This is a genomic window from Sphingobium sp. TomMM15, from assembly GCF_055397045.1.
Map to the genome: position 1 here is coordinate 1,380,786 of NZ_AP027314.1, position 19,009 is coordinate 1,399,794.

A 19,009-nucleotide genomic window follows, 5' to 3' on the forward strand; every position below is an offset into this window, starting at 1 on the left:
GTGACGGCTCTATGCTGCGTCGCAGGCGCGGTCAATTCTTCGCTTCGGGCGGCACGACCGGAAACAGCAACGGAGCAACCTCCACGCCTTCCGATATCAAGGCGCGGGCTTCCTCGGGCGCCACTTCGCCGTGGATGCTTGCCCGGTCCTTCTCACCATAATGCATGGCGCGGGCATGTTCGGCAAAGCCCCTGCCGACCCAGGTCGAATCCTCCAGAACCTTTGACTGCGCCTGCGCCAGCGCCTGCATCATCTCACGCATCCGACCTTCGTCGCCCGCCATGGCCACCGGCGCGGTCGAGGTAGCAACCGGCGCTTCCGCCCGGCGGCTGTTTCCTTTGGCGGCGATAGCGGGCGCCATCAATGCCTTCGACACCTCCGCATCGCCGCACATGGGGCAGGCCAGCAGGCCGCGAGCCACCTGATCCTCATAGTCCGCGCTCGATCCGAACCAGGCTTCGAACACATGGCCATGGGCGCCGCATTTGAGGTCGAAAACAATCACGAAATGGTCACATCCGCTGGAAGGTTGCGCCGGTTGGCAATCGCAGGCACGCGCCCGCGCACGTCCTCTACGCGCGACAGGTCGATCTCGGCAAGGGATAGTCCCGCCGCCTCTCCCATGTCGAGCAAGACCTCACCCCAAGGATCGATGACCAGACTATGCCCGTAAGTTTCGCGCCCGTCCTCGTGGCGGCCGGTCTGCGCCGCCGCGATCACGAAGCACCCAGCTTCGATCGCACGGGCGCGCAGCAGGACATGCCAGTGCGCCTGCCCGGTCGGCACGGTGAACGCGGCAGGCATCAGCAACATCGTGGCGCCTGCATTGGTCAAGGCGCGGTAAAGGTCGGGGAAGCGCATGTCGTAACAGACCGACAATCCGATCCTTGCCCAAGGCGTATCGACCGCCACCACCTCTTCCCCCGGCCGATAGACCGACGATTCCCGCCAGCTTTCCCCGGTCGCCAGATCGACATCGAACAGATGGATTTTGTCGTAACGCGCCCGAATGCCGCCCTTGTCATCGATCATGAAGCTGCGGTTGACCCAGCAGCCATCGCCACCTTCTTCCTTGAGCGGCAAGGAACCAAGATGCACCCACAGGCCATGCCGAGCGGCCGCCTCGCGAACGGCGTTTAGCACCGGATCGTCAGCCTCACTGCGCAGGGTATCCGCAGCCCGCGCACGGTTCCGATCCAGATATCCCGCCATTTCCGGCGTAAACAGCATGTCCGCGCCCTGTTCGGCCGCGCGTCCCGCCATCTCGACGATGGCGGCCGCATTCGCGGAGGGATCAATCCCGCTCGTCATCTGGAAGATCGCGGCCCGCATGACGCTTATAGTCCCAGCAACGGGTTCAGCTTGCCCTGACGATCCAGCGCCGCCATGTCGTCGCTGCCGCCAATATGCCTGCCGTCGATGAATATCTGCGGCACCGTGGTCCCGCCATTGGCGCGATCCAACATTTCGCCGCGCTTCGGGCCGCCCATCGTGATGTCATATTCGTCAAAGGCCACGCCCTTGCCTTCCAGCAGCGCCTTTGCCCGCGCGCAATATCCGCACCATGCCTTTGTGTAGATTTCCACCTTCGCCATTCGATACTCCTTGCGCGCTGAAATTGTGGCTGAACGGAGCTTTGTCAATCAGTGCCTTCCGCGCCTTCCGGCAAAGCCCGCGCCCAGCACAACAGATGAACGCTGGACGCCCCGCCCCGTTTCAGCACCCGCGCGCAAGCAGCCGCAGTCGCGCCGCTGGTATGAACATCGTCGATCAGCAACACCGCCCTGCCTTTGACGCCATGATCCTTAGCCAGTGCAAAAGCGCCCGCGACAGCCTTGGCCCGCTGTCGCGCATGCATACTCCGCAGCGGCTGCGTGGCACGGACTCGAAGCAGCGCATGCTTGTCCACCGGCAGCCCTGAAGCCCTACCAAGATGATCCGCGATCAGCGCCGCCTGATTGAAGCCCCGCCACCACAGCCGCCACCGATGCAACGGCACCGGCACGACTAACGGCGGTGCATCGAAGGCGGGCAAGCGCCGAGCCATATGCCGCGCGATCAGGCGCGCCAGACTGATGCGCCGCCCATATTTCAGCCGCAACGCCACCGTCCGCGCGACATCGCCATAGGCCAGCACCGCCCGCGCGCTGTCGAATGGCGGCGGATCGGCAAGGCAGGCGCCGCATGCCGCGTCCCCGCCCCTATCATGTTCGAACGGCACGCCACATCGCGCGCAGCATGGTTCGCCCAGAAAGCGCATCCCGCTCCAGCATGTCAGGCAAAAGGCATCGTCGGCATTAACGATGACGCCGCATCCGGGGCAACGCGGCGGCAGCGCATAGTCGAGCGCCGGGCGAACAGCGCTCTTGAGAAGAGAAGCGAGATGCATGATCGCCCTTGTTCCCGCTCCGGCACCGATGCACAAGGCCCGCCATGAGCCAGCCCGACATCTTCGACCGCACATTGCGCGCCAGGCGGCGGGACCGGATGATGCCGCACTTCGCCGAGCATGACTTTCTCTATCGCGCGATGCTGGACGAATTGCTCGACCGGCTGGCGGATGTTCAGCGTGACTTGTCCGAAGTTCTCGTCATCGGCTGCCCCGACGGCAGCGCTCGCGCCGCGCTTGAAACCATGGGGAAGACGGTAATATGCACCGACCCCGGCTTCGCAGCCGCGAGCGCGCAGGGCGGCGTGCAGGCGGAAGAAGACGCGCTCCCCTTCGCCGACGACAGTTTCGACCTCATCATCGCATGCGGCACACTGGACAGCGTCAATGACCTCCCCGGCGCGCTCATCCTCATGCGGCGCATCCTGCGGCCCGACGGCCTGCTGCTCGCGGCCTTTACCGGCGCGGGCACCCTGCCCCGCCTGCGTACAGCGCTGATGGCCGGAGAAGGCGACCGCCCCGCCCAGCACATCCATCCGCAAATCGACGTGCGCGCGGCAGGCGACCTGCTGAGCCGGGCAGGATTCGCCATGCCAGTGGCGGACAGCGAGACGCTGACCGTGCGCTATGGCGACATATTGCGTTTGATGCATGACCTGCGCGGCATGGGCGCGGGCAATGTGCTTGCGTCCCATCCCCCAGCCCTGCGCCGAGACGCACTGATCAGGGCAAGCCAGCACTTCGCCGCCGCCGCCGATCCCGACGGCCGTACCAACGAAGAAATGGCTATCCTGTATCTAAGTGGTTGGAAGCCCGACCCCAGCCAGGCCAAGCCAGCCCGGCGAGGCAGCGCGACCGTTTCGCTGGCAGAAGCGCTCAAGCGGAAGGAGTAGCCGCTCGTCCCTTTATTGGGTCGCGAATAGGAACGGCAAATTTTTGAACCAGTCGCGTCGCTCTAAGCCGCCAGCCGCAGGAAAGGCACCGGCTCCGTCGATCGCAACACGATCGGCTTGCCCTCCGAAGCCTCAAACAGCTCACCGTCCAGGATGACGCTGCTTCGGTCGCCCTCGATCCGGATGATATCGCCCTGCTCCAGATGCACGCCCTGCACCTGCGACTTGCCGACCCGCCGGGTGATGCTCGCCCAAGCCAGCCGCAAAAGCGCGGCCAGGCTCTGGTCCACCGCCATCAGCTTCATGTTCCCGCGACGGCTGTCCCCCGCCTGCACGCCCAGCAGCAGCCGGTCGAGCGTCGTCACGATAAGCACGGCAAAGCGCCCCGCCAACTGCCCTTCCCGGATCAGCGAGATGCGCACCGGATGGCTGGATTGCGGCAGGAACCGCGCTCGAATGCCGAAAACCAACGACACCAGCACCGCTATCACGGTCAGGAAATGGCTAAGCCCATTGGACAGGCCAAGCGGATAAATCTGGTTGCGGCAGTAAAGCATGTAATCGGCAAGCCCCGCGCCGCCCAGGAACATGCCCAGCACCGGCCGCGATTCCGCCCCTCCGTCGGACAGCGCGATCAGCTCACGCGCCACGACATGATCGTCCACGCCCGCCTTGGCGATCTGAACGATCCGCTCCAGCGCCTTGATCGGATCGCCATGGATGCCAAGGTCGAGCGCGATCAAATTGGTCTTGCCGTTGGGCAGCACCGCGATAGGCGGCACGCGGCCCTTGAAATGCTCACCCTGATACAGTTCCGTCAGCGCCGCCTGCACCGTCCCGTCGCCACCATTGATGACGATGACCACCGGATCGACGCGCGCGATGGTTTGCAACGCGCGGCCGATCTGATCGACATGCTCCACCTCATAATGGAAGATGTCGGGATTGCTCGCGCAGTAACTGCGCACGCGCGGCAGCGTCTGCCGGTTGCCCGTCGACTTGGGATTGGACAGAAGCGCGACCCGGACCATCAGAACTCACATATATTGAAGTTTAATGGTGATCCGCGTCACACCCGGACCAACCTTCACCGCAGCCTTTTCGACCGACGGCTTGCCCAGGTTGAAGATGCTGATCGACGGATTGTTGGAAAAACCGCCGCCGTCGCGCGAAATGCTCGTCTTGCCATTGCCGTCCCGGTCGTGCCGGACCGCAATCGCGTATCTGCCCGGTTCGGGCACCGGCATGCAGAATCGCATCCCGTCGCTGCCGGAGCGAACCGCCGTGTCGATCCGGTTCAACCACGCACCCTTCGCCAGCCAGGCACTTTTGGTCGCGGGATAGGATTGCACGCGGACCTTGCCCGTCGCGGCGGCAAAACCCCGAACGTCGATCAGCAGCGCCGGACCCTTCGCGGACGGACCACAACGATCCAGCTCGTTTCCGATTTCCTGCCCGTGAGCCAAGGCCGGGATAGAGGCAAACACTGCCCCAGCCGACAAAAGGCCCATCGCAACTTTGAACATGACCATCCAACTCCGTGAAGCTATAGCCGCCCGATGAAACCGGACGGCGAGCCCCTGTTCGCCCCCGCGAACTTCATTTCCTTGACTCTGCTATGGGCGGGGTTTGCGGCCAAATCATGGTGATGGGACGACCACATAGAGAATGCTGACCGCCACCGACCGATATCTCGCCCGTCTGATTGCGCTGCCGATGCTCGGCACGCTGGTCATTTCCGCGATGCTGCTAGTGCTCGACAAGATGCTCAGCCTCTTCGACTTCGTGGCGGCGGAGGGCGGCCCCGTCAGCGTCGTGTGGCGCATGCTCGCCAACATGATGCCCGAATATCTGTCGCTTGGCATTCCGATCGGCCTGATGCTGGGCATATTGCTGGCGTTCCGCAAACTTGCCCTGTCATCGGAACTGGACGTCATGCGCGGCGTCGGCCTGTCCTACGGCCGCCTGCTGCGTGTCCCCTATATGTACGCGATCGCGCTCGCCCTCCTCAATTTCGGCATCGTCGGCTTCGTTCAGCCACTCTCCCGCCACGCCTATGAAGCGCTGCGCTTCGAACTGCGCTCGGGCGCTCTAGGCGCATCGATCAAGGTCGGCGAGTTCACCAGCCTGGGCAAGCGCATGACCCTGCGCATCGAACGCAGCCTGGATGAAGGCCGCAATCTTCAGGGCATCTTCGTGCGCGCCGCTGGCAAGGATGGCCAGACCGTCGCGGTGACCGCCGCGCAAGGCAGCTTCCTGGCGACGGACGATCCCGATACCATCATCTTCCGCTTGCGCGATGGGGTGCTGGTCAACGACGCGCCCAAATATAAGTCCCCGCGCATCCTTTCCTTCTCCAGCCACGATCTGCCGATCGACCTGCCGCAGATAGAGCGTTTCCGTGGCCGCAGCGTGGACCGGGAAAAGACCATCCCTGAACTTGCGGTGATGGGTCATGACCCCACGACACCCGAAAAGCTGCGCTATGAAATTCGCGCCAACTTCCACTTCCGCCTGGTGGAGGTGGCGATGATGATGCTTCTGCCGCTCGCGGCCCTCGCCTTCGCCATCCCGCCCAAGCGCTCGACCTCGGCCCTCGGCGTCTTCCTCTCGATCGTCTTCATCGTGACCTATCACAAGATCAACGAATATGGCCAAGGCGTCGGCTCGCTGGGCAAAGTTGATCCGATCATAGCGCTCTGGACGCCATTCCTGCTGACGGCCGTACTGATCATGTGGATGTATCATGTCGTGGCGCACCGCCCTGGCGGCCAGCCGATCGGTGCCCTGGAATATGCCTTTGCAAAGCTCGGCAAGCAGATCGCGAAACTGCTTCGCTTCGGGCGAAAGCGGGTGACCACCGCGCAGGGAGCAGCCTGACCCATGCAGTTCGACTTCTTCCCCTCGCCCCAGATCAGCTGGTACATGGCGCGCCTGTTCCTGACGCGGACCTTCGCCGTGCTGGCGCTGCTGGTCGTCGTGCTGCAAACGCTCGACCTGCTGGGCGAGTCAGGCGATATCCTGGCCTATGCCGGTAACGGCGATGCGCAGCTGTGGCATTATGTCGGCCTTCGCATACCGCAGATCATAGCGCGCTTCCTGCCCTTCTCCGTTCTTCTGGGCACGCTCATCATGCTTGCGGGCATGAACCAGAATAGCGAGATCGTATCGATGAAGGCGGCGGGCCTGTCCGCGCACCAGATATTGGCGCCACTGATCGCCTCCGCACTCGGCGTCGCCATCATAAGCTATGCTTTCAACGAACGCGTGGTAGCCCGCGCAACGGCTTCGCTCAGCGCTTGGCAGGCCGTTGATTACGGCCCCATTCCCGCAGACAGCGGCGTAAAGTCAAATCCCTGGGTCCGTGACGGCAACAACCTCGTCACCGCCGCGATCGTCGCGGGTCGAGGCAATAATGTGCAGCTACGCAAGGTCGAGATTTTCAACCGTGTTAACAATAGCCTGACGACCATCGTCCAAGCTCCGCGCGGCCATTATGACGCGGCGAGCAAGAGTTGGTTGCTGGAGGATGCGCGCCAGTTCGACGTTGCGCGCGGCACGGAACGGCAGGTTGGCACCGTCCGCTTCGGCCATGCGATCCGGCCCGACCAGTTTACCCTGGCAAAGGTCGATCCTGACGCCCTGACTTTCTCGGAACTACGCGCCGCCATCGCCGACCTGCGCGACGCCGGACGTCCAACCGCCGAACTGGAAGGCAGCCTGTGGCACAAGCTGTCCGGCCCGCTTTCGGCCCTGCTGATGCCGATCCTGGGGTCCGTCGCCGCCTTCGGCCTTGCTCGCTCGGGCCAATTGTTCGTGCGCGCAGTGCTGGGGATGGCACTTGGCTTCGCCTATTTCGTCGCGGACAATTTCTCGCTCGCCATGGGCAATCTCGGCGCCTACCCACCCATCCTCGCGGCATGGGCGCCCTTCTTCCTGTTCCTGCTCGTGGGCGAAACAGTCCTCTTCAGAACGGAAGAATAGGCGTCACCCTCATCCGTCATCCCAGCGTTGAAATGAGGCGCGTGACTCATTTTAACTGGGATCTCAGGCCCAACGAGGCGGCTTAACGCCGAACCATAGTACTGCGCGCAATCTTCCCCACCAGCGGCCACATGCCCGCATAATTGCCGCGATGATAAGGAGACTCCTCGCCCAAGGCCGCGATCAACCGCGCATGCGCCTTGCCCAACGCGTGATAAGGCACACTAGGCAGCAGGTGATGCAGCGCATGATAGCGCAGCCCCACCGGCGCCCAGATCGCGGCCAGCGGCGAAGGCGGCGGCACATTCACCGAATCCAGATATTGCGCCGTCACAGTCATCGCATCGCCCTCATTCTCCCAAAGGTGCGCGACCAGCGTACGAAGCTGGTTGATGACGGTCATGCCCGAATGCACGGCCATATAGACGAGCAAAGGCTTCCATCCAAAAACGAACACGCTGGCGACCAGGGCAAGCGCAAACAGCGAAGCGCCCGCCTCCTGCCAAAGCCAGCGGCGGCGGAACTCCCCTTCCGGCGCGCGACGGCGATAGGCGGGGTTGATCGACAGCGCCGAAAACTCCGCAACGACCTTGCGCCGTAGCGCGGGCACGAAGAGGCTGAGCGGCGCCAACACGCCATAGCGCAGGATCAGACCCACGGGCGCAAGCGACGCGATCAGGATGAACAAAGGCAGCGACCACGGCTTCATCAACGCCAGCGGCAGATATTCCGGATCATTCGCCGTCCCGTAGCGGGTGCGCGCATGGTGCTGCGTATGCACATCCTCATACATGAAGGACGGGATCATCAGCGGAATGCCGACCAGCAGGTTCCAGCCCAGCCGGAAACCGGGAAGCGCGTCCCTGCGGATATGCGTCAGCTCATGGATGAAGCTCGCCGCGCGATAAAGCGCCAGCATCGCCACCAATCCGCACAATAGCGCCAATGCGACACTGTTCGCCACGATCGCCCCAGCGAGCGCCGCATAGCCGATCAGCGCCGACGCCAGCAGGTCCGGCCAGTAAATCCTCGGGTTCGCCACCGCAAATTCGCGCGACAGTTCCGCTGCGGCGCGCAGCATCGCGGCGTCATCCGGAATCGAGGCGCGCTTGACGGCCGCGCCCGCTATGATGGGATCATGCACAGTCATGCAGGCGCTCCTAAATGGTAAATGCGCTGAAATCGTGGCAGCGGCATGACAGCTTCGCCTTGGTACGTCATCAGGCGCGCACCGGATTGACAATCCCGTAACAAGCGCCGAACTGCTCCGGTCCTTTAGCGAAAGCTCTGCCGTGGCTCACTCGAATCTGGTAATAACCCTCGTCACTTCCAAGGCTGACAAAAAGGCGTTCGTGGACTTGCCATGGCGCCTGTACGCCAATGACCCCAACTGGGTCCCGCCTCTCAAGAGCGAGGTTTACGGCGTCATAGAGTCCAGCAAGAACCCGTATTTCGGCCATGCCGAGGCGCAATATTTCCTGGCCCGCCGCGATGGCCGGGTCGTCGGCCGCATCTCCGCCCATATCGATCATCTGGCACTCGCCCAGCCGGTCGAACAGGGCATGGGTCCGGGCACCGGCAATTTCGGCTTTTTCGAAGCGGAAGACGCCGAAACCGGCAAGGCGCTGATCGAAGCGGCGGAAAGCTGGCTCCGCGCCAAGGGCATGACCCGCGTTCTAGGCCCCATTTCGCTCTCCATCTGGGAAGAACCCGGCCTGCTGATCGAAGGCCACGATCATCCGCCCACGGTGATGATGGGCCACAACAGCCCCACTTATCAGGCGATGATCGAGGGTGCGGGCTACCAGCCCGTCAAGCAGCTCAAGACGTACGAACTCGACATCACCAACCCCTTCCCACCCCTCATCCAGCGGATCGTCTCGTCCGGCGAAAAGAGCGACCGCATCCGCATCCGCCAGGTCGACAAGTCGAAATTCGACGCCGAGGCGGCCATCCTGCTCGGCATCCTCAACGACGCCTGGGGCAGGAATTGGGGTTTCGTCCCGATCACCGACGCCGAAGTCGCGCATACCGGCAAGAAGCTGAAGCCCATTGTGTTCGAAGACCTGATCATGATCGCCGAACTCGACGGCGAGCCGGTCGCCTTCATGATGACCCTGCCCGACCTCAACGAAGCGACCGCGCCATTGAACGGCTCCCTGCTCCCCTTCGGCTGGGCCAAGCTCCTCTGGTGGCTGCGCAAACCGCAAGTCCGCACCATGCGCGTACCGCTGATGGGCGTGGTCCAGAGGCTCCAATCCTCCCGCCTTGCCAGCCAGCTCGCCTTCATGATGATCGAATATATCCGCCGCAACGCCGTCAGCCGCTATGGCGCAACGCGGGGTGAGCTCGGCTGGGTGCTCGACGACAATCAGGGGATGAACGCCATCGCAGATGCCATCGATGGCAAGGTGAACAAGATCTACCAGATCTACGAAAAGAACCTCGCCTGAAAGCCTAACCCGGCACCGCCACATCAATAGCGCCCGCCGCGACCTTCACCGTCGCGGGCGTCCTCGCGACTACTTCGCCGTCGATCGATATCCGCTGCCGTGGCCGCGTTTCGATGCGGAAAGACTTTCCCCGAAACTCCTCCGTCTGCGCATCCCTGTCGCGCAGCTTGAAGAATTTAGCGTACCAGTCCCACGCCAGCCGCGCATGGCTGCGTCCCACCACCGCCTGAACCACGATCTCGCCGCTATCCACGTCGGCCCGATCGGACAGTTCAACCCCGCCATGATAAGGTCCGTTCAATATCCGCACTTCCGTCGACCACATGCGCTGCTCGGCCTGGCCGTCATTGATCATCAAGCGGAACGCCCGAAACCCGACCGAACATTTCACCGCCCAGATCAGATAACCGATCCGCCCCAGATAGCGCTTCAGCTTGTGCGGCACCGTCTTCCCGATCATCGGCGACAGCCCCAGCGACGCCGCGTTGACGAAATAATCGTGATCGATCATCCCGAGGTCAATGCGCCGCCGCTTGCCCTGCGCGATCACCTGCACGGCCCCATCCAGATCCAACGGAATACCAAGCGTCCGCGCAAAGCTGTTGGCCGTGCCAAGCGGCAACACGCCAAAGACGCAATCCTTCCCCACCAGCTCATCCACCGTCCCAGACAAAGATCCATCGCCGCCACCCACGATGACCATCGGGGCGCCACTGCCCACCGCCTCGCGTACCGTCTCCTGCAATCGCTCCGGATCGCGCACCGCATGGGCCGCAATCAAGCGCACCCCCGCCGCCTCCAGCTTCTCCCGCGCCTGTTGGAAAAGCGCCTCTCCCTTCCGGCTGTGAACATTGACGATCAGCGCCGCATCGCGCGGCAGGGAGTTCGTTTCCATGCCCCAACAACTCGCCAGAACCCCATCGGCTCCTCACCGCAACAAATCCGCGTGAACAGTCGTTGGAAAGCCATGGCTCGCATCGCTCACCTGTCCGACATCCATTTCGGCGCCAACGATCCCAAAATAGTATCCGCCACCGAAGCTTGGCTGGAACGCAGCCAGCCCGACCTGGTCATCATCAGCGGCGATTTCACGCAGCGCGCCCGCGTCGATCAGTTCCGCGCCGCCTCCGCCTGGCTCAATCGGCTACGCGCGGCGGGCATGCGCCTGCTCGTCATTCCGGGCAATCATGACGTGCCGCTCTATGACGTGGTCCGCCGTTTCGCCGCCCCCCTGAAACGCTACAAACGCTATATTAGCAATGAGCTTTGCCCTTGGTATGAGCATGAAAAGGTCGCGATCCTGGGCATCAACACGGCCCGTTCGCTGACGATCAAGGACGGGCGCATCAATCATGACCAGATGAAGATGATCGAAGAGCGCTTCGCCCCGGTCGCACCGGAAAAGACGCGCATCCTCGTCACTCACCACCCCCTGTTCGCCATGCCCATCGGCAAGGGCGGAGAGCTGAGCGAAGCGGTCGGCCGCCATGATGACGCGGTCGAAGCGGCGGCAGAAGCCGGAATCCACATCGCCCTCGCAGGCCATTTCCACCGCACCTATGCCGAAGCAGCGCAGAAGATGGTCGCCGACGCAGGCGGCGCGCTAGTAATTCAGGCAGGCACCGCGACATCAACCCGCCTGCGCAACGCCGAACCGCAAAGCTTCAACTGGCTCCACGTCCACCGCAACGACCGGATCGAACTGCAAGTCATCGTCTGGGACGGCGCCAGCTTTCAGCGCGGCCATCATGTCGAATATAGCCGGGATGCCGCCGGATGGCAGGCACATGAGCTGGCCGACCCGACCGCTCGCCCCGGCATCCGCGTGGCGCAAGCCGCCCGCGCCTGAGCGCCCGACGCTGATCAGGCGAATGCAGGGGCAGCCAGCCCCAACGCATGATCGCGGATCGCGACCGGCCAATCCGCACACAGTTCCTCGAACGCAGCCTGATCCCCCGCATACAGCGCGCGAATGGCCGCTTCATAACCGGGCCGGTCCCCTGCCATCACCGTCAGGAAATGATAGGCGGCGTCCATGGCGACGCGCGGCGTTATCAATCCTTCTGAAGCCTTTCGCGCCTGCTCCACCAATTGTCGCAACGTCGCCGACGCTCCGCCGGGCTGAGCCGCCAGCCATTCCCAATGACGCGGCAACAGCGTGATCTCCCTCGACTGCACGCCCATTTTCGGCCGCCCTCGCCCCCGTTGCTCCTGATCGGCGGAAGCATGGAGGTCGATATCGACCTGGCGCCCGGTCATGTCATCGAACAGCAGGACGCCTTGCGCATCGTCGGCCATGGCCTTCAGCGCCCGCCGCATTTCCCCTTCGTCGCCAGCGGCGACCACATGTTCACCCGCAAAGGCCGTAAAACGCCGTGTCACATCGAATCTCCTTCGACGCGACAAATATTACCCGGATAATATAGAGTCAATTATTCCCGGGTAATATTACGCGCTCAGTTCAACCCATGTCGGCGCATGGTCGCTCGCCTTCTCCCGTCCGCGAAAATCCTTGTCCACTTGCGCGTCGATCAGGCGATCGGCCGCCGCCGGGCTCAGCAGCAGATGGTCGATCCGGAAGCCAGCGTCACGCGGCCAAGCGTTCATCTGATAGTCCCAATAGGTCCACACCCCGCCCGCCGGATGGCGGCTGGCAATCGCGTCGGTCCACCCGTCGCCCAGCAGGCGGCGGTAAGCGGCCCGGCTTTCAGGCTGCATCAGCGCGTCGTCCGCCATGGCCTTGACCGAATAGACGTCCCGGTCGCGCGGGATGACATTATAATCGCCAGCAAGAATGGCGGGCACTTCCTCCGCCCAAATCTCCGCCGCCCGGTCGCGCAGACGTTTCATCCAGCGCAGCTTGTAATCGAATTTCGGCCCCGGCTGCGGATTGCCATTGGGCAGGTAGATGCTGGCCACCCGAACGCCCTTCACATCGGCTTCGATATAGCGGCTATGTTCATCCTCGGGTTCACCTTCCAGGCCCCGCCGCACCTCGACCGGCGTCTCGCCGCGCGCCAGGATGGCAACGCCGTTAAAGCCCTTCTGCCCGTGCCAGATCGCCCCATAGCCGACATCCTCAATGTCCTTCAGCGGGAATGTCTCGTCCGAAGTCTTGATTTCCTGAAGGCAGGCGACATCCGGCTGCGTCTCGCTCAGCCATTCCAGCAGGCGCGGCAATCGCGCCTTGATACCGTTGATGTTGAAGGTCGCGATGCGCATGGGGCTTTTCTCCTCCCGCGCATCCCTAGAGCATTTTCGAAGCAGGTGGTATCACCTGCTGGCTCGGAAAATGCGGAAAACAAAAGCTAAATGGAACATGGTCCGATCCAATCGGGGCGGGTTCCAAAGAGAAGAGCCGCCCTTAGACAAGGGACGGCCCGTGCTTAAATCGAAAAGCTCGACCCGCAACCGCAGCCAGCAGTGGCATTGGGGTTCGTCACCTTGAACGCCGATCCGCCAAGGTCGGAAACAAAATCGACGGCGGCGCCCCGCACCAGATCCAGGCTCACATCATCCACGACCAGCGTCACGCCATCCCGCTCCACGGCCACATCCTCCGCCTCCACCGCATCGGCCAGTCCGAAACGGTACTGAAAGCCCGAACATCCGCCACCCTCGACGGCCAGCCGCAGGATCGCGGGCTTGCCTTGCTTGGCGGCAATCGCAGCCACGCGGGCAGCGGCGGAAGGGGTAAGGTCAATGTCAGCCATGGCGCCTAGATAAGATCAAGCAAAAGGCCCGGCAACCCATTGGTGCCGAGCCTTTGCAAAGGATAAGCGGCGTAGCGCGGATTATTCCGCGTCATGCTCCTGCGCTTTCGTCGGGCCGCCCATGGCGATCGGCGGTTTCGTGTTCATCGCCACGAGGACATCGGGACCGACGACGAACGGCATGGGGTTGATCGCCTGGCCATCCACGCGGACTTCATAATGAAGGTGGCTGCCAGTCGAACGCCCGGTCGATCCCATCAGGCCGATCAACTGGCCACGATGCACATAGCTGTTGGGGGCTGCGATCAGCTTCGACATATGGCCGTAACGGGTCTCAAGACCGCCGCCATGGGAAATCTGCACCAGATTGCCGTACCCGCTGGCCCAACCAGCGCGGCTGACGATGCCGTCTGCGGTGGCGTAGACCGGGGTGCCGACAGGGCCAGGAATATCGATGCCCTTGTGCATCCGCGCGCCGCCGTTGAACGGGTCGGAACGAACGCCAAAGTTGGAGGTCAGCGACAGTCTTTCGACAGGCCGACCGGTCGGAATATTGTTGCTGGCCGCCTTGACGCCGCCGTCCAGCCGCTGAAGGCTGGAGAAAAGATTGGAAAAGCCGATATCTGCCGGGCCAAGCCCGCTGGTATTAATTTCCGTTGCATCGCCATAAGGATCGTCGGCGACAGGCTTGGCCTGCGCAGGCATTGCGGCGCACAATGCGCTCACTACGCCTATAGCCCCAATGGATTTACACGCAGACAGGAACCATCGCGCGCTACGCGCATTATTCGAACGAAGAAACAACATGCCGACCCCGACTTATCCTCCGGAGGCTTTTTGAGCCTCTCGGCGCTCCCCGTGTTGACCAAATGCGACCTAAATCGCCACCCGCGTCATCAAAAGGACATTTCCCGCTTCATTGTGCAAGCGCGCCGTAAAAATCCAGCGTTAAACCGGCTTGTCGACGCGCCGAGTCGTTGAACGGCGGTTTCAGCGACCCGCGAAAATGGCGTTTTACAAGGATTTGGTAATGATTTGCGGGGGTCAGCCCCTCTCGGTTCGCCGCATGACCAAACCAACTTGTCCCGGCTCTAACGTGGCGAATCTCATCTGTCATAATGCGGCGCAACATGCGCGCGGATGCCTTGTCCCCCACCCCTTCGAACCGTGCGATCGTGGCGGGCGTGATGTCCAGCGCGCGCGCTTCCAGCACCATCGGAACGATGGCGAGCCGCGCCATGGCATCCCCTGCGGTTTCGGTAGCGGCCTGCCACAGCCCGTCATGGGCAGGCAGTTGGCCATAAAAGCTTCCCATTTGCCGCAGACGCCGGTCCAGCAGCGCGAAATGCATCGCCTCTTCGGCGCCGACCTGCATCCAGTCATCGACAAAGGCTTGCGGAAACTCGCTCCCGAACCGGCCGATCAGGTCGAAGGCAAGGTCGATCGCGACGAACTCGATATGCGCCAAGGCATGCAGCATGGCGATCCGCGCCCGGTCAGAACCCATCTTGCCGCGTTTGGGCATCTGATTGGCTGGCAGGAGGGCGGGAGCGTCGGGCCGCGCGGGCGTGTCGGGCATCGCGGCATCAAACTGATGCGCCAACCGGCCCTGCCTCCAGGCACGGGCCACCGCGCGCGCCGCCATCAGCTTGTCCCGTGGCTCCGGCGTCATCAGCACATGAGCGCAGGCTTGCCCCACACTCTCAATCTCGACCGGCAAATTCAAAGCGCCTTCACGGCCTCCAGAACTTCGGCAGCATGGCCCTTCACCTTCACCTTGGGCCAGACGCGCACAATCTTGCCCGTTCCATCGGCAAGGAAGGTCGCCCGCTCGATCCCCATATATTTCCGGCCATAAAGCGACTTTTCCACCCAAGTGCCGAACGCCTCGCACGCCTCCCCCGGCTCGTCGGATGCGAGCGTCACGTTCAGGCCGTATTTGTCCGCGAATTTCTTGAGCTTCGTGGGCTTGTCCTTGGAAATGCCGACCACCGGCACGCCCAATGCCGCATAGTCACCCGCCAACTCGGTGAAGTCCTTCGCCTCATTCGTGCAGCCGGGCGTATCGGCCTTGGGGTAGAAATAGACGACCACCGGCTTCCCCTTGAACCGGTCCAATGTGAAGTCGACGCCGTCGGCATCCTTCAACGTCACGCTCGGCAGGGCATCACCGGCTTCCAGCATCTTCTTCCTCCGAATAGGGCGCGGACAGCTCTGCCCAGGCATCGCTCACCCTTTGCCGGGCCTGCGCATAGCTTTCAAGCAGCGCGTCCCAGCTTTCCACACCACATGCCCGTGCAACGACCGGCCGGGTGGCCTCCGGCGGCTCGGTCGATTTGGGCGAAACCAGCCGCGACACGATCAGGAAACGCGTGATCAGGTCATGCGCATCAATCAGGTCGGCTGGAAGATGACCCGCCTCGACCAGCTCATCCAAAGCGGCGCGCAAATCAGGACTGAACGCCATATTATGCTTGAACTGCGACACATGGATCAGGAACTCCAGATCGACCAAGCCCCCCGGCACCAGCTTGACGTCCAACTCGCTGGCAGGCGGTTTATGCGCGGCGATATCCCGGCGCATCTTCACCGCCTGACGCGCCAGCTCCGGGAAATCGCGCGGCCGTTCCAAAGTCTCGGCCAATATCGCGCTCAACGCAGCCCGACCGCTATCCGACCCGAAAACCGGCCGCGCGCGCGTCAGCGCCAGATGCTCCCAGGTCCACGCTTCCTCGCGCTGATATTTGGCAAAGCTGTCCAGACTGACCGCCAGCAACCCCTGCGCCCCCGACGGTCGCAACCGCGTATCCACTTCATAAAGCGGCCCCGCTGCCGTCTGCACCGATAATGCATTGGTTATGCGTTGCCCCAGCCGGTTGAAATACTGCGTAGCCCCCAACGGCTTTCTTCCATCGGATTCCTTCATGAAATCGCCGGAAAAAAGAAAAACCAGATCCAGATCCGAAGCATGCGTCAAAACGCCGCCACCCAGTCGGCCAAGCGCAAGGATAAGCATCTCGCCACCCTGCACCCGTCCATGCACCGTTTCGAATTCCCGAACGGTCGCACTCGCCAACGCCTCGATCGCCGCCTCAGCCACCCGCGAATAGCCACGCCCTGCTTCCAGGGGATCACCGCCGCGAATAATCTGCGCACCCAGCGCAAAGCGCCGATCATTGACCCGCTGCCGCACCCGATCGAGCAGCGCCTGATAATCCTCGCCCGCTTCCAGCTGCGCGAACTGTTCCGCAAGTTGGTCCACGGCAGGCGGCGGATCAAAAGCGGAGGTATCGATCAGCCCATCGAGCAGTTCGGCCCGTCGACCCAACGCATCCGCCAGCGTCGGCGCATGACTGAGCAACTCCGCCATCAGCTCTGCAAGCCCCGGCCGCGCGGCAAGCAGCTTGAAGAAGTTGATGGCGCTCGGCAGCCTGCCGATCAGGTCATCAAGGCGGTTCAGCGCCCGCACCGGATCGGGCGCCGCCGCCAATGTGCGCATCAACCCCGGCAGCAAATCTTCCAGCGCTTCCCGCGAAGCCGTGCTGCGCAACGCCCTGATGCTGCCCGTGCGCCAGCGAGCGATCCGCGCAACCGGAGCCTGCGGATCGACAAAGCCCATTTCCGCCAGCTGCGCCGCCAGCCGGTCCTCGTCATGCGAAAGCGACTCTGATTTTTCAGCAGGCGTCAGCTGATCGTAATTGGCGCCCACCCATTCCACCTTAGGACGAAGCAGCTCGATCAGTTCCGCGCCATTCTCCAGTCCATGCAGCCGCGCGACATTGTCGATTGCTTCGGCGGTCTTGGGCAGCTCATGCGTTTGCCGATCCTCGACCATCTGCAATCGATGCTCAATCGTGCGGAACAGCACATAGGCTTCGTCCAGCTTGCGCGACACTTCCGGATCGAAGACCCCTGCCGCCGCCAGCGCTCGAAGCGCCTCGCGCGTATTGCCCGATCTTAGCGCCGGATCGCGCCCACCATGTATCAATTGATGGGTCTGCGCGAAAAACTCGACTTCCCGAATGCCGCCACGTCCCCGTTTCAGATCATAGCCCGGCCCAAAAGCCTGACCCTGCGCATAATGGTCGCGAATTCGCCGCGAAATGTCGGTGATCGCGTCGATCGCACCGAAATCCAGGTTCCGCCGCCAGACGAACGGACGGATCTGCTGCATGAAATAATCGCCCAGACCAAGGTCGCCTGCCGCAGGGCGCGCGCGGACAAAAGCGGCCTGCTCCCATCCCATCGCCGTCGATTCATAATAGCCGATCGCCGCCTCGACCGGCAGCGCAATGGGCGTGGCTTCGGGAGAGGGACGCAGCCGTAAATCCACACGAAAGACGTAGCCATCACCGTCCCGCGCATTCAAAAGCTCGCTCACTCGCCTGCCGATCCGCACTGCCGCATCAGCCGGGTCTTCCCGCTCCCCATGCGGCAGGGTCGTCGGATCATAGAGCAGGATGGGGTCTATATCGGACGAGTAATTCAACTCGCGGCTGCCATGCTTGCCCAATGCCAGCACGACAAATCCCTTCGGCTCCACGCCCGGGTACCGCTCGGCAAAGGTGGCGCGCAGTGCTTCTTCCAAAGCCTGATCAGCAAAATCCGACAAAGTGCGCGTCACCCGGTCCAGATCCCAGGCGCCCGACAAATCCGCCGCCGCCGTGACCAGCGACAGCGCGCCCTTTCGCCGCCGCAGCGACCGGGCGATCCCCTCGTCCGCGTCCGATACGTTTTGGGCCGCCTTCAGCGCCGCTTCGACCTCTCCACCTTCGAGCAGGTCAACCACTTCGGGAAACCTGTCCATCTGTCTGGCGAGGAAAGGCGAATGCCCACGCATCCGCGCCATTGCCGCCGTCCAGTCCGCCACCGCAATCTCTCCTGTCATACCGCCGCTATCGCCCGAGGCTCAAATGAATGCCAGAAACTTTTCCCGTTGCCGCCCGTTGTAGAAACATGGAAATGCAGCGTAAATCGGTGAGCCGATCTGGCAACGGGCGGAAGGCCACTGATCGCAAATTCCTGACGGTTGGCGTTCCTCAGCCCTATGAAGGCATCGGCAACGCGTTGCAGTCTACCTTCCGCGCCAAGCGCGATAGCTTGCCATCGGATATGATGGACCTACTGAAAAAACTGGACCGTAATTAGACCAGATGCGCAGGATTTTATTTACCGAGAGCCACTAGAAACAGCGCGTCTTTGGTTCAGGATGTGCCTGCATGCTCTACAAGGCTTTCGCCGCCATCACATTGGTCAGCGCCCCAATAATCGTTCTGCTGGTTCAGGGCATCACGCCGCACCCTTCGGCGACACCCTCAGTTCCGGTGGTTCAACCCATGGTTCCGCAGCTCCCGGTTCAACAGCCTTTGCCCACCCAACAAGCTGTCGTAGCGCCAGTGCCGATGGAGCAGGCCCCTCCTGCCGTATCCTTTGGCCAGCCTATGCCGGAAGCGGGCAAGCCCTTCCTCGCGCCAGGCAACGGCCTTCCCGGTGAACCGCCGACCGGCGCGAGCGAAGCCGGTAATAGCGATACTGCAACAAGTTCGGAAGCCCGCCCCCTCTGACAGTTTAGAGCGC

The 19,009-nt window shown here is 62.7% G+C and carries 22 protein-coding genes; 7 read left to right on the forward strand and 15 right to left on the reverse strand.

Annotated elements, in window-relative coordinates:
• Window positions 1-31 precede the first annotated feature (31 nt).
• Genes ACZ51H_RS06970 through ACZ51H_RS06985 form a run of 4 tightly spaced genes read right to left on the reverse strand, consistent with a single transcriptional unit; the run spans window position 32 to window position 2,389 of the window.
• Window positions 32-505: a DUF1178 family protein gene (locus ACZ51H_RS06970; RefSeq protein ID WP_464771045.1), complete on the reverse strand. Its 474-nt coding sequence runs from the start codon at window positions 503-505 to the stop codon at window positions 32-34.
• Window positions 502-1,332 carry a carbon-nitrogen hydrolase family protein gene (locus tag ACZ51H_RS06975; RefSeq protein WP_464801348.1) on the reverse strand — a complete coding sequence of 277 codons (831 nt, stop codon included), beginning with the start codon at window positions 1,330-1,332 and terminating at the stop codon, window positions 502-504. Before ACZ51H_RS06975 ends, ACZ51H_RS06970 begins: the two co-directional genes overlap by 4 nt.
• Window positions 1,333-1,337: 5 nt before the next feature.
• Window positions 1,338-1,595 (reverse strand): glutaredoxin 3, encoded by a 258-nt coding sequence (gene grxC / locus ACZ51H_RS06980; RefSeq protein WP_449473447.1) that lies wholly within the window; start codon window positions 1,593-1,595, stop codon window positions 1,338-1,340.
• A 44-nt stretch (window positions 1,596-1,639) separates the two neighbouring features.
• On the reverse strand, window positions 1,640-2,389 hold the full coding sequence (locus ACZ51H_RS06985; RefSeq protein WP_464771047.1) for a double zinc ribbon domain-containing protein: 750 nt from the start codon (window positions 2,387-2,389) through the stop codon (window positions 1,640-1,642).
• A 44-nt stretch (window positions 2,390-2,433) separates the two neighbouring features.
• Here ACZ51H_RS06985 and ACZ51H_RS06990 point away from each other — a divergent pair, with 44 nt between their 5' ends.
• The gene (locus ACZ51H_RS06990) at window positions 2,434-3,282 is read left to right on the forward strand and encodes a class I SAM-dependent methyltransferase (protein WP_464801349.1); all 849 of its coding nucleotides are present in this window, start codon (window positions 2,434-2,436) and stop codon (window positions 3,280-3,282) included.
• 62 nt (window positions 3,283-3,344) lie between these two features.
• Here the strand turns inward: ACZ51H_RS06990 and ACZ51H_RS06995 are convergent, their stop codons facing one another.
• Entirely contained in the window at window positions 3,345-4,313 is a 969-nt protein-coding gene (locus ACZ51H_RS06995; RefSeq protein ID WP_449473449.1) for an acylglycerol kinase family protein, read from the reverse strand.
• Window positions 4,314-4,319: 6 nt separating this feature from the next.
• Window positions 4,320-4,814: a DUF2141 domain-containing protein gene (locus ACZ51H_RS07000; protein WP_460986163.1), complete on the reverse strand. Its 495-nt coding sequence runs from the start codon at window positions 4,812-4,814 to the stop codon at window positions 4,320-4,322.
• A gap of 136 nt (window positions 4,815-4,950) precedes the next feature.
• On the opposite strand from ACZ51H_RS07000, the gene lptF reads away from it, so the two are divergent.
• Together lptF and lptG are read left to right on the forward strand one after the other, a co-directional pair.
• The gene (lptF, locus tag ACZ51H_RS07005; RefSeq protein WP_464801350.1) at window positions 4,951-6,162 is read left to right on the forward strand and encodes an LPS export ABC transporter permease LptF; all 1,212 of its coding nucleotides are present in this window, start codon (window positions 4,951-4,953) and stop codon (window positions 6,160-6,162) included.
• A 3-nt stretch (window positions 6,163-6,165) separates the two neighbouring features.
• The gene (gene lptG / locus ACZ51H_RS07010) at window positions 6,166-7,266 is read left to right on the forward strand and encodes an LPS export ABC transporter permease LptG (RefSeq protein ID WP_460986165.1); all 1,101 of its coding nucleotides are present in this window, start codon (window positions 6,166-6,168) and stop codon (window positions 7,264-7,266) included.
• Between the two features lie 82 nt (window positions 7,267-7,348).
• Here the strand turns inward: lptG and ACZ51H_RS07015 are convergent, their stop codons facing one another.
• Window positions 7,349-8,416 carry a fatty acid desaturase family protein gene (locus ACZ51H_RS07015; RefSeq protein ID WP_464771050.1) on the reverse strand — a complete coding sequence of 356 codons (1,068 nt, stop codon included), beginning with the start codon at window positions 8,414-8,416 and terminating at the stop codon, window positions 7,349-7,351.
• Between the two features lie 142 nt (window positions 8,417-8,558).
• On the opposite strand from ACZ51H_RS07015, the gene ACZ51H_RS07020 reads away from it, so the two are divergent.
• The gene (locus tag ACZ51H_RS07020) at window positions 8,559-9,719 is read left to right on the forward strand and encodes a GNAT family N-acetyltransferase (protein WP_464801351.1); all 1,161 of its coding nucleotides are present in this window, start codon (window positions 8,559-8,561) and stop codon (window positions 9,717-9,719) included.
• Window positions 9,720-9,723: 4 nt separating this feature from the next.
• Here ACZ51H_RS07020 and ACZ51H_RS07025 read toward each other — a convergent pair whose 3' ends face one another.
• Window positions 9,724-10,614: a diacylglycerol/lipid kinase family protein gene (locus ACZ51H_RS07025; protein ID WP_464801352.1), complete on the reverse strand. Its 891-nt coding sequence runs from the start codon at window positions 10,612-10,614 to the stop codon at window positions 9,724-9,726.
• Window positions 10,615-10,686: 72 nt separating this feature from the next.
• Here ACZ51H_RS07025 and ACZ51H_RS07030 point away from each other — a divergent pair, with 72 nt between their 5' ends.
• Window positions 10,687-11,568 (forward strand): metallophosphoesterase family protein, encoded by an 882-nt coding sequence (locus ACZ51H_RS07030; protein WP_464801353.1) that lies wholly within the window; start codon window positions 10,687-10,689, stop codon window positions 11,566-11,568.
• A gap of 14 nt (window positions 11,569-11,582) precedes the next feature.
• Here the strand turns inward: ACZ51H_RS07030 and ACZ51H_RS07035 are convergent, their stop codons facing one another.
• The 7 genes from ACZ51H_RS07035 to ACZ51H_RS07065 form a co-directional block, all read right to left on the reverse strand.
• Window positions 11,583-12,101, reverse strand: coding sequence for a DUF2239 family protein (locus ACZ51H_RS07035; protein ID WP_464801354.1), 519 nt, complete (start codon window positions 12,099-12,101; stop codon window positions 11,583-11,585).
• A gap of 66 nt (window positions 12,102-12,167) precedes the next feature.
• Window positions 12,168-12,941: an exodeoxyribonuclease III gene (gene xth, locus ACZ51H_RS07040; RefSeq protein ID WP_460986171.1), complete on the reverse strand. Its 774-nt coding sequence runs from the start codon at window positions 12,939-12,941 to the stop codon at window positions 12,168-12,170.
• 164 nt (window positions 12,942-13,105) lie between these two features.
• On the reverse strand, window positions 13,106-13,432 hold the full coding sequence (erpA, locus tag ACZ51H_RS07045) for an iron-sulfur cluster insertion protein ErpA (protein WP_196224126.1): 327 nt from the start codon (window positions 13,430-13,432) through the stop codon (window positions 13,106-13,108).
• 81 nt (window positions 13,433-13,513) lie between these two features.
• Window positions 13,514-14,239: a M23 family metallopeptidase gene (locus ACZ51H_RS07050; protein WP_464771055.1), complete on the reverse strand. Its 726-nt coding sequence runs from the start codon at window positions 14,237-14,239 to the stop codon at window positions 13,514-13,516.
• A gap of 109 nt (window positions 14,240-14,348) precedes the next feature.
• Window positions 14,349-15,158: a ferritin-like domain-containing protein gene (locus tag ACZ51H_RS07055; RefSeq protein WP_464801355.1), complete on the reverse strand. Its 810-nt coding sequence runs from the start codon at window positions 15,156-15,158 to the stop codon at window positions 14,349-14,351.
• On the reverse strand, window positions 15,155-15,616 hold the full coding sequence (bcp, locus tag ACZ51H_RS07060) for a thioredoxin-dependent thiol peroxidase (protein WP_464801356.1): 462 nt from the start codon (window positions 15,614-15,616) through the stop codon (window positions 15,155-15,157). The genes ACZ51H_RS07055 and bcp overlap by 4 nt, the downstream gene beginning before the upstream one ends.
• Entirely contained in the window at window positions 15,600-18,320 is a 2,721-nt protein-coding gene (locus ACZ51H_RS07065) for a bifunctional [glutamine synthetase] adenylyltransferase/[glutamine synthetase]-adenylyl-L-tyrosine phosphorylase (protein ID WP_464801357.1), read from the reverse strand. Before ACZ51H_RS07065 ends, bcp begins: the two co-directional genes overlap by 17 nt.
• A 29-nt stretch (window positions 18,321-18,349) precedes the next feature.
• Here ACZ51H_RS07065 and ACZ51H_RS07070 point away from each other — a divergent pair, with 29 nt between their 5' ends.
• Window positions 18,350-18,580 carry a hypothetical protein gene (locus ACZ51H_RS07070; RefSeq protein WP_464801358.1) on the forward strand — a complete coding sequence of 77 codons (231 nt, stop codon included), beginning with the start codon at window positions 18,350-18,352 and terminating at the stop codon, window positions 18,578-18,580.
• Window positions 18,581-18,651: 71 nt separating this feature from the next.
• Window positions 18,652-18,996 carry a hypothetical protein gene (locus ACZ51H_RS07075; protein ID WP_464801359.1) on the forward strand — a complete coding sequence of 115 codons (345 nt, stop codon included), beginning with the start codon at window positions 18,652-18,654 and terminating at the stop codon, window positions 18,994-18,996.
• Window positions 18,997-19,009: the final 13 nt, after the last annotated feature.

Excerpts from the sequence above, each read along its gene's own strand:
- ACZ51H_RS06975 (WP_464801348.1), bottom strand. The coding sequence starts at position 1,332 with ATGCGGGCCGCGATCTTCCAGATGACGAGCGGGATTGATCCCTCCGCG.
- grxC (WP_449473447.1), bottom strand. The coding sequence starts at position 1,595 with ATGGCGAAGGTGGAAATCTACACAAAGGCATGGTGCGGATATTGCGCG.
- ACZ51H_RS06985 (WP_464771047.1), bottom strand. The coding sequence starts at position 2,389 with ATGCATCTCGCTTCTCTTCTCAAGAGCGCTGTTCGCCCGGCGCTCGAC.
- ACZ51H_RS06990 (WP_464801349.1), top strand. The coding sequence starts at position 2,434 with ATGAGCCAGCCCGACATCTTCGACCGCACATTGCGCGCCAGGCGGCGG.
- ACZ51H_RS06995 (WP_449473449.1), bottom strand. The coding sequence starts at position 4,313 with ATGGTCCGGGTCGCGCTTCTGTCCAATCCCAAGTCGACGGGCAACCGG.
- ACZ51H_RS07000 (WP_460986163.1), bottom strand. The coding sequence starts at position 4,814 with ATGGTCATGTTCAAAGTTGCGATGGGCCTTTTGTCGGCTGGGGCAGTG.
- lptF (WP_464801350.1), top strand. The coding sequence starts at position 4,951 with ATGCTGACCGCCACCGACCGATATCTCGCCCGTCTGATTGCGCTGCCG.
- lptG (WP_460986165.1), top strand. The coding sequence starts at position 6,166 with ATGCAGTTCGACTTCTTCCCCTCGCCCCAGATCAGCTGGTACATGGCG.
- ACZ51H_RS07015 (WP_464771050.1), bottom strand. The coding sequence starts at position 8,416 with ATGACTGTGCATGATCCCATCATAGCGGGCGCGGCCGTCAAGCGCGCC.
- ACZ51H_RS07025 (WP_464801352.1), bottom strand. The coding sequence starts at position 10,614 with ATGGAAACGAACTCCCTGCCGCGCGATGCGGCGCTGATCGTCAATGTT.
- ACZ51H_RS07030 (WP_464801353.1), top strand. The coding sequence starts at position 10,687 with ATGGCTCGCATCGCTCACCTGTCCGACATCCATTTCGGCGCCAACGAT.
- xth (WP_460986171.1), bottom strand. The coding sequence starts at position 12,941 with ATGCGCATCGCGACCTTCAACATCAACGGTATCAAGGCGCGATTGCCG.
- erpA (WP_196224126.1), bottom strand. The coding sequence starts at position 13,432 with ATGGCTGACATTGACCTTACCCCTTCCGCCGCTGCCCGCGTGGCTGCG.
- ACZ51H_RS07050 (WP_464771055.1), bottom strand. The coding sequence starts at position 14,239 with ATGTTGTTTCTTCGTTCGAATAATGCGCGTAGCGCGCGATGGTTCCTG.
- bcp (WP_464801356.1), bottom strand. The coding sequence starts at position 15,616 with ATGCTGGAAGCCGGTGATGCCCTGCCGAGCGTGACGTTGAAGGATGCC.
- ACZ51H_RS07065 (WP_464801357.1), bottom strand. The coding sequence starts at position 18,320 with ATGACAGGAGAGATTGCGGTGGCGGACTGGACGGCGGCAATGGCGCGG.
- ACZ51H_RS07070 (WP_464801358.1), top strand. The coding sequence starts at position 18,350 with ATGCCAGAAACTTTTCCCGTTGCCGCCCGTTGTAGAAACATGGAAATG.
- ACZ51H_RS07075 (WP_464801359.1), top strand. The coding sequence starts at position 18,652 with ATGCTCTACAAGGCTTTCGCCGCCATCACATTGGTCAGCGCCCCAATA.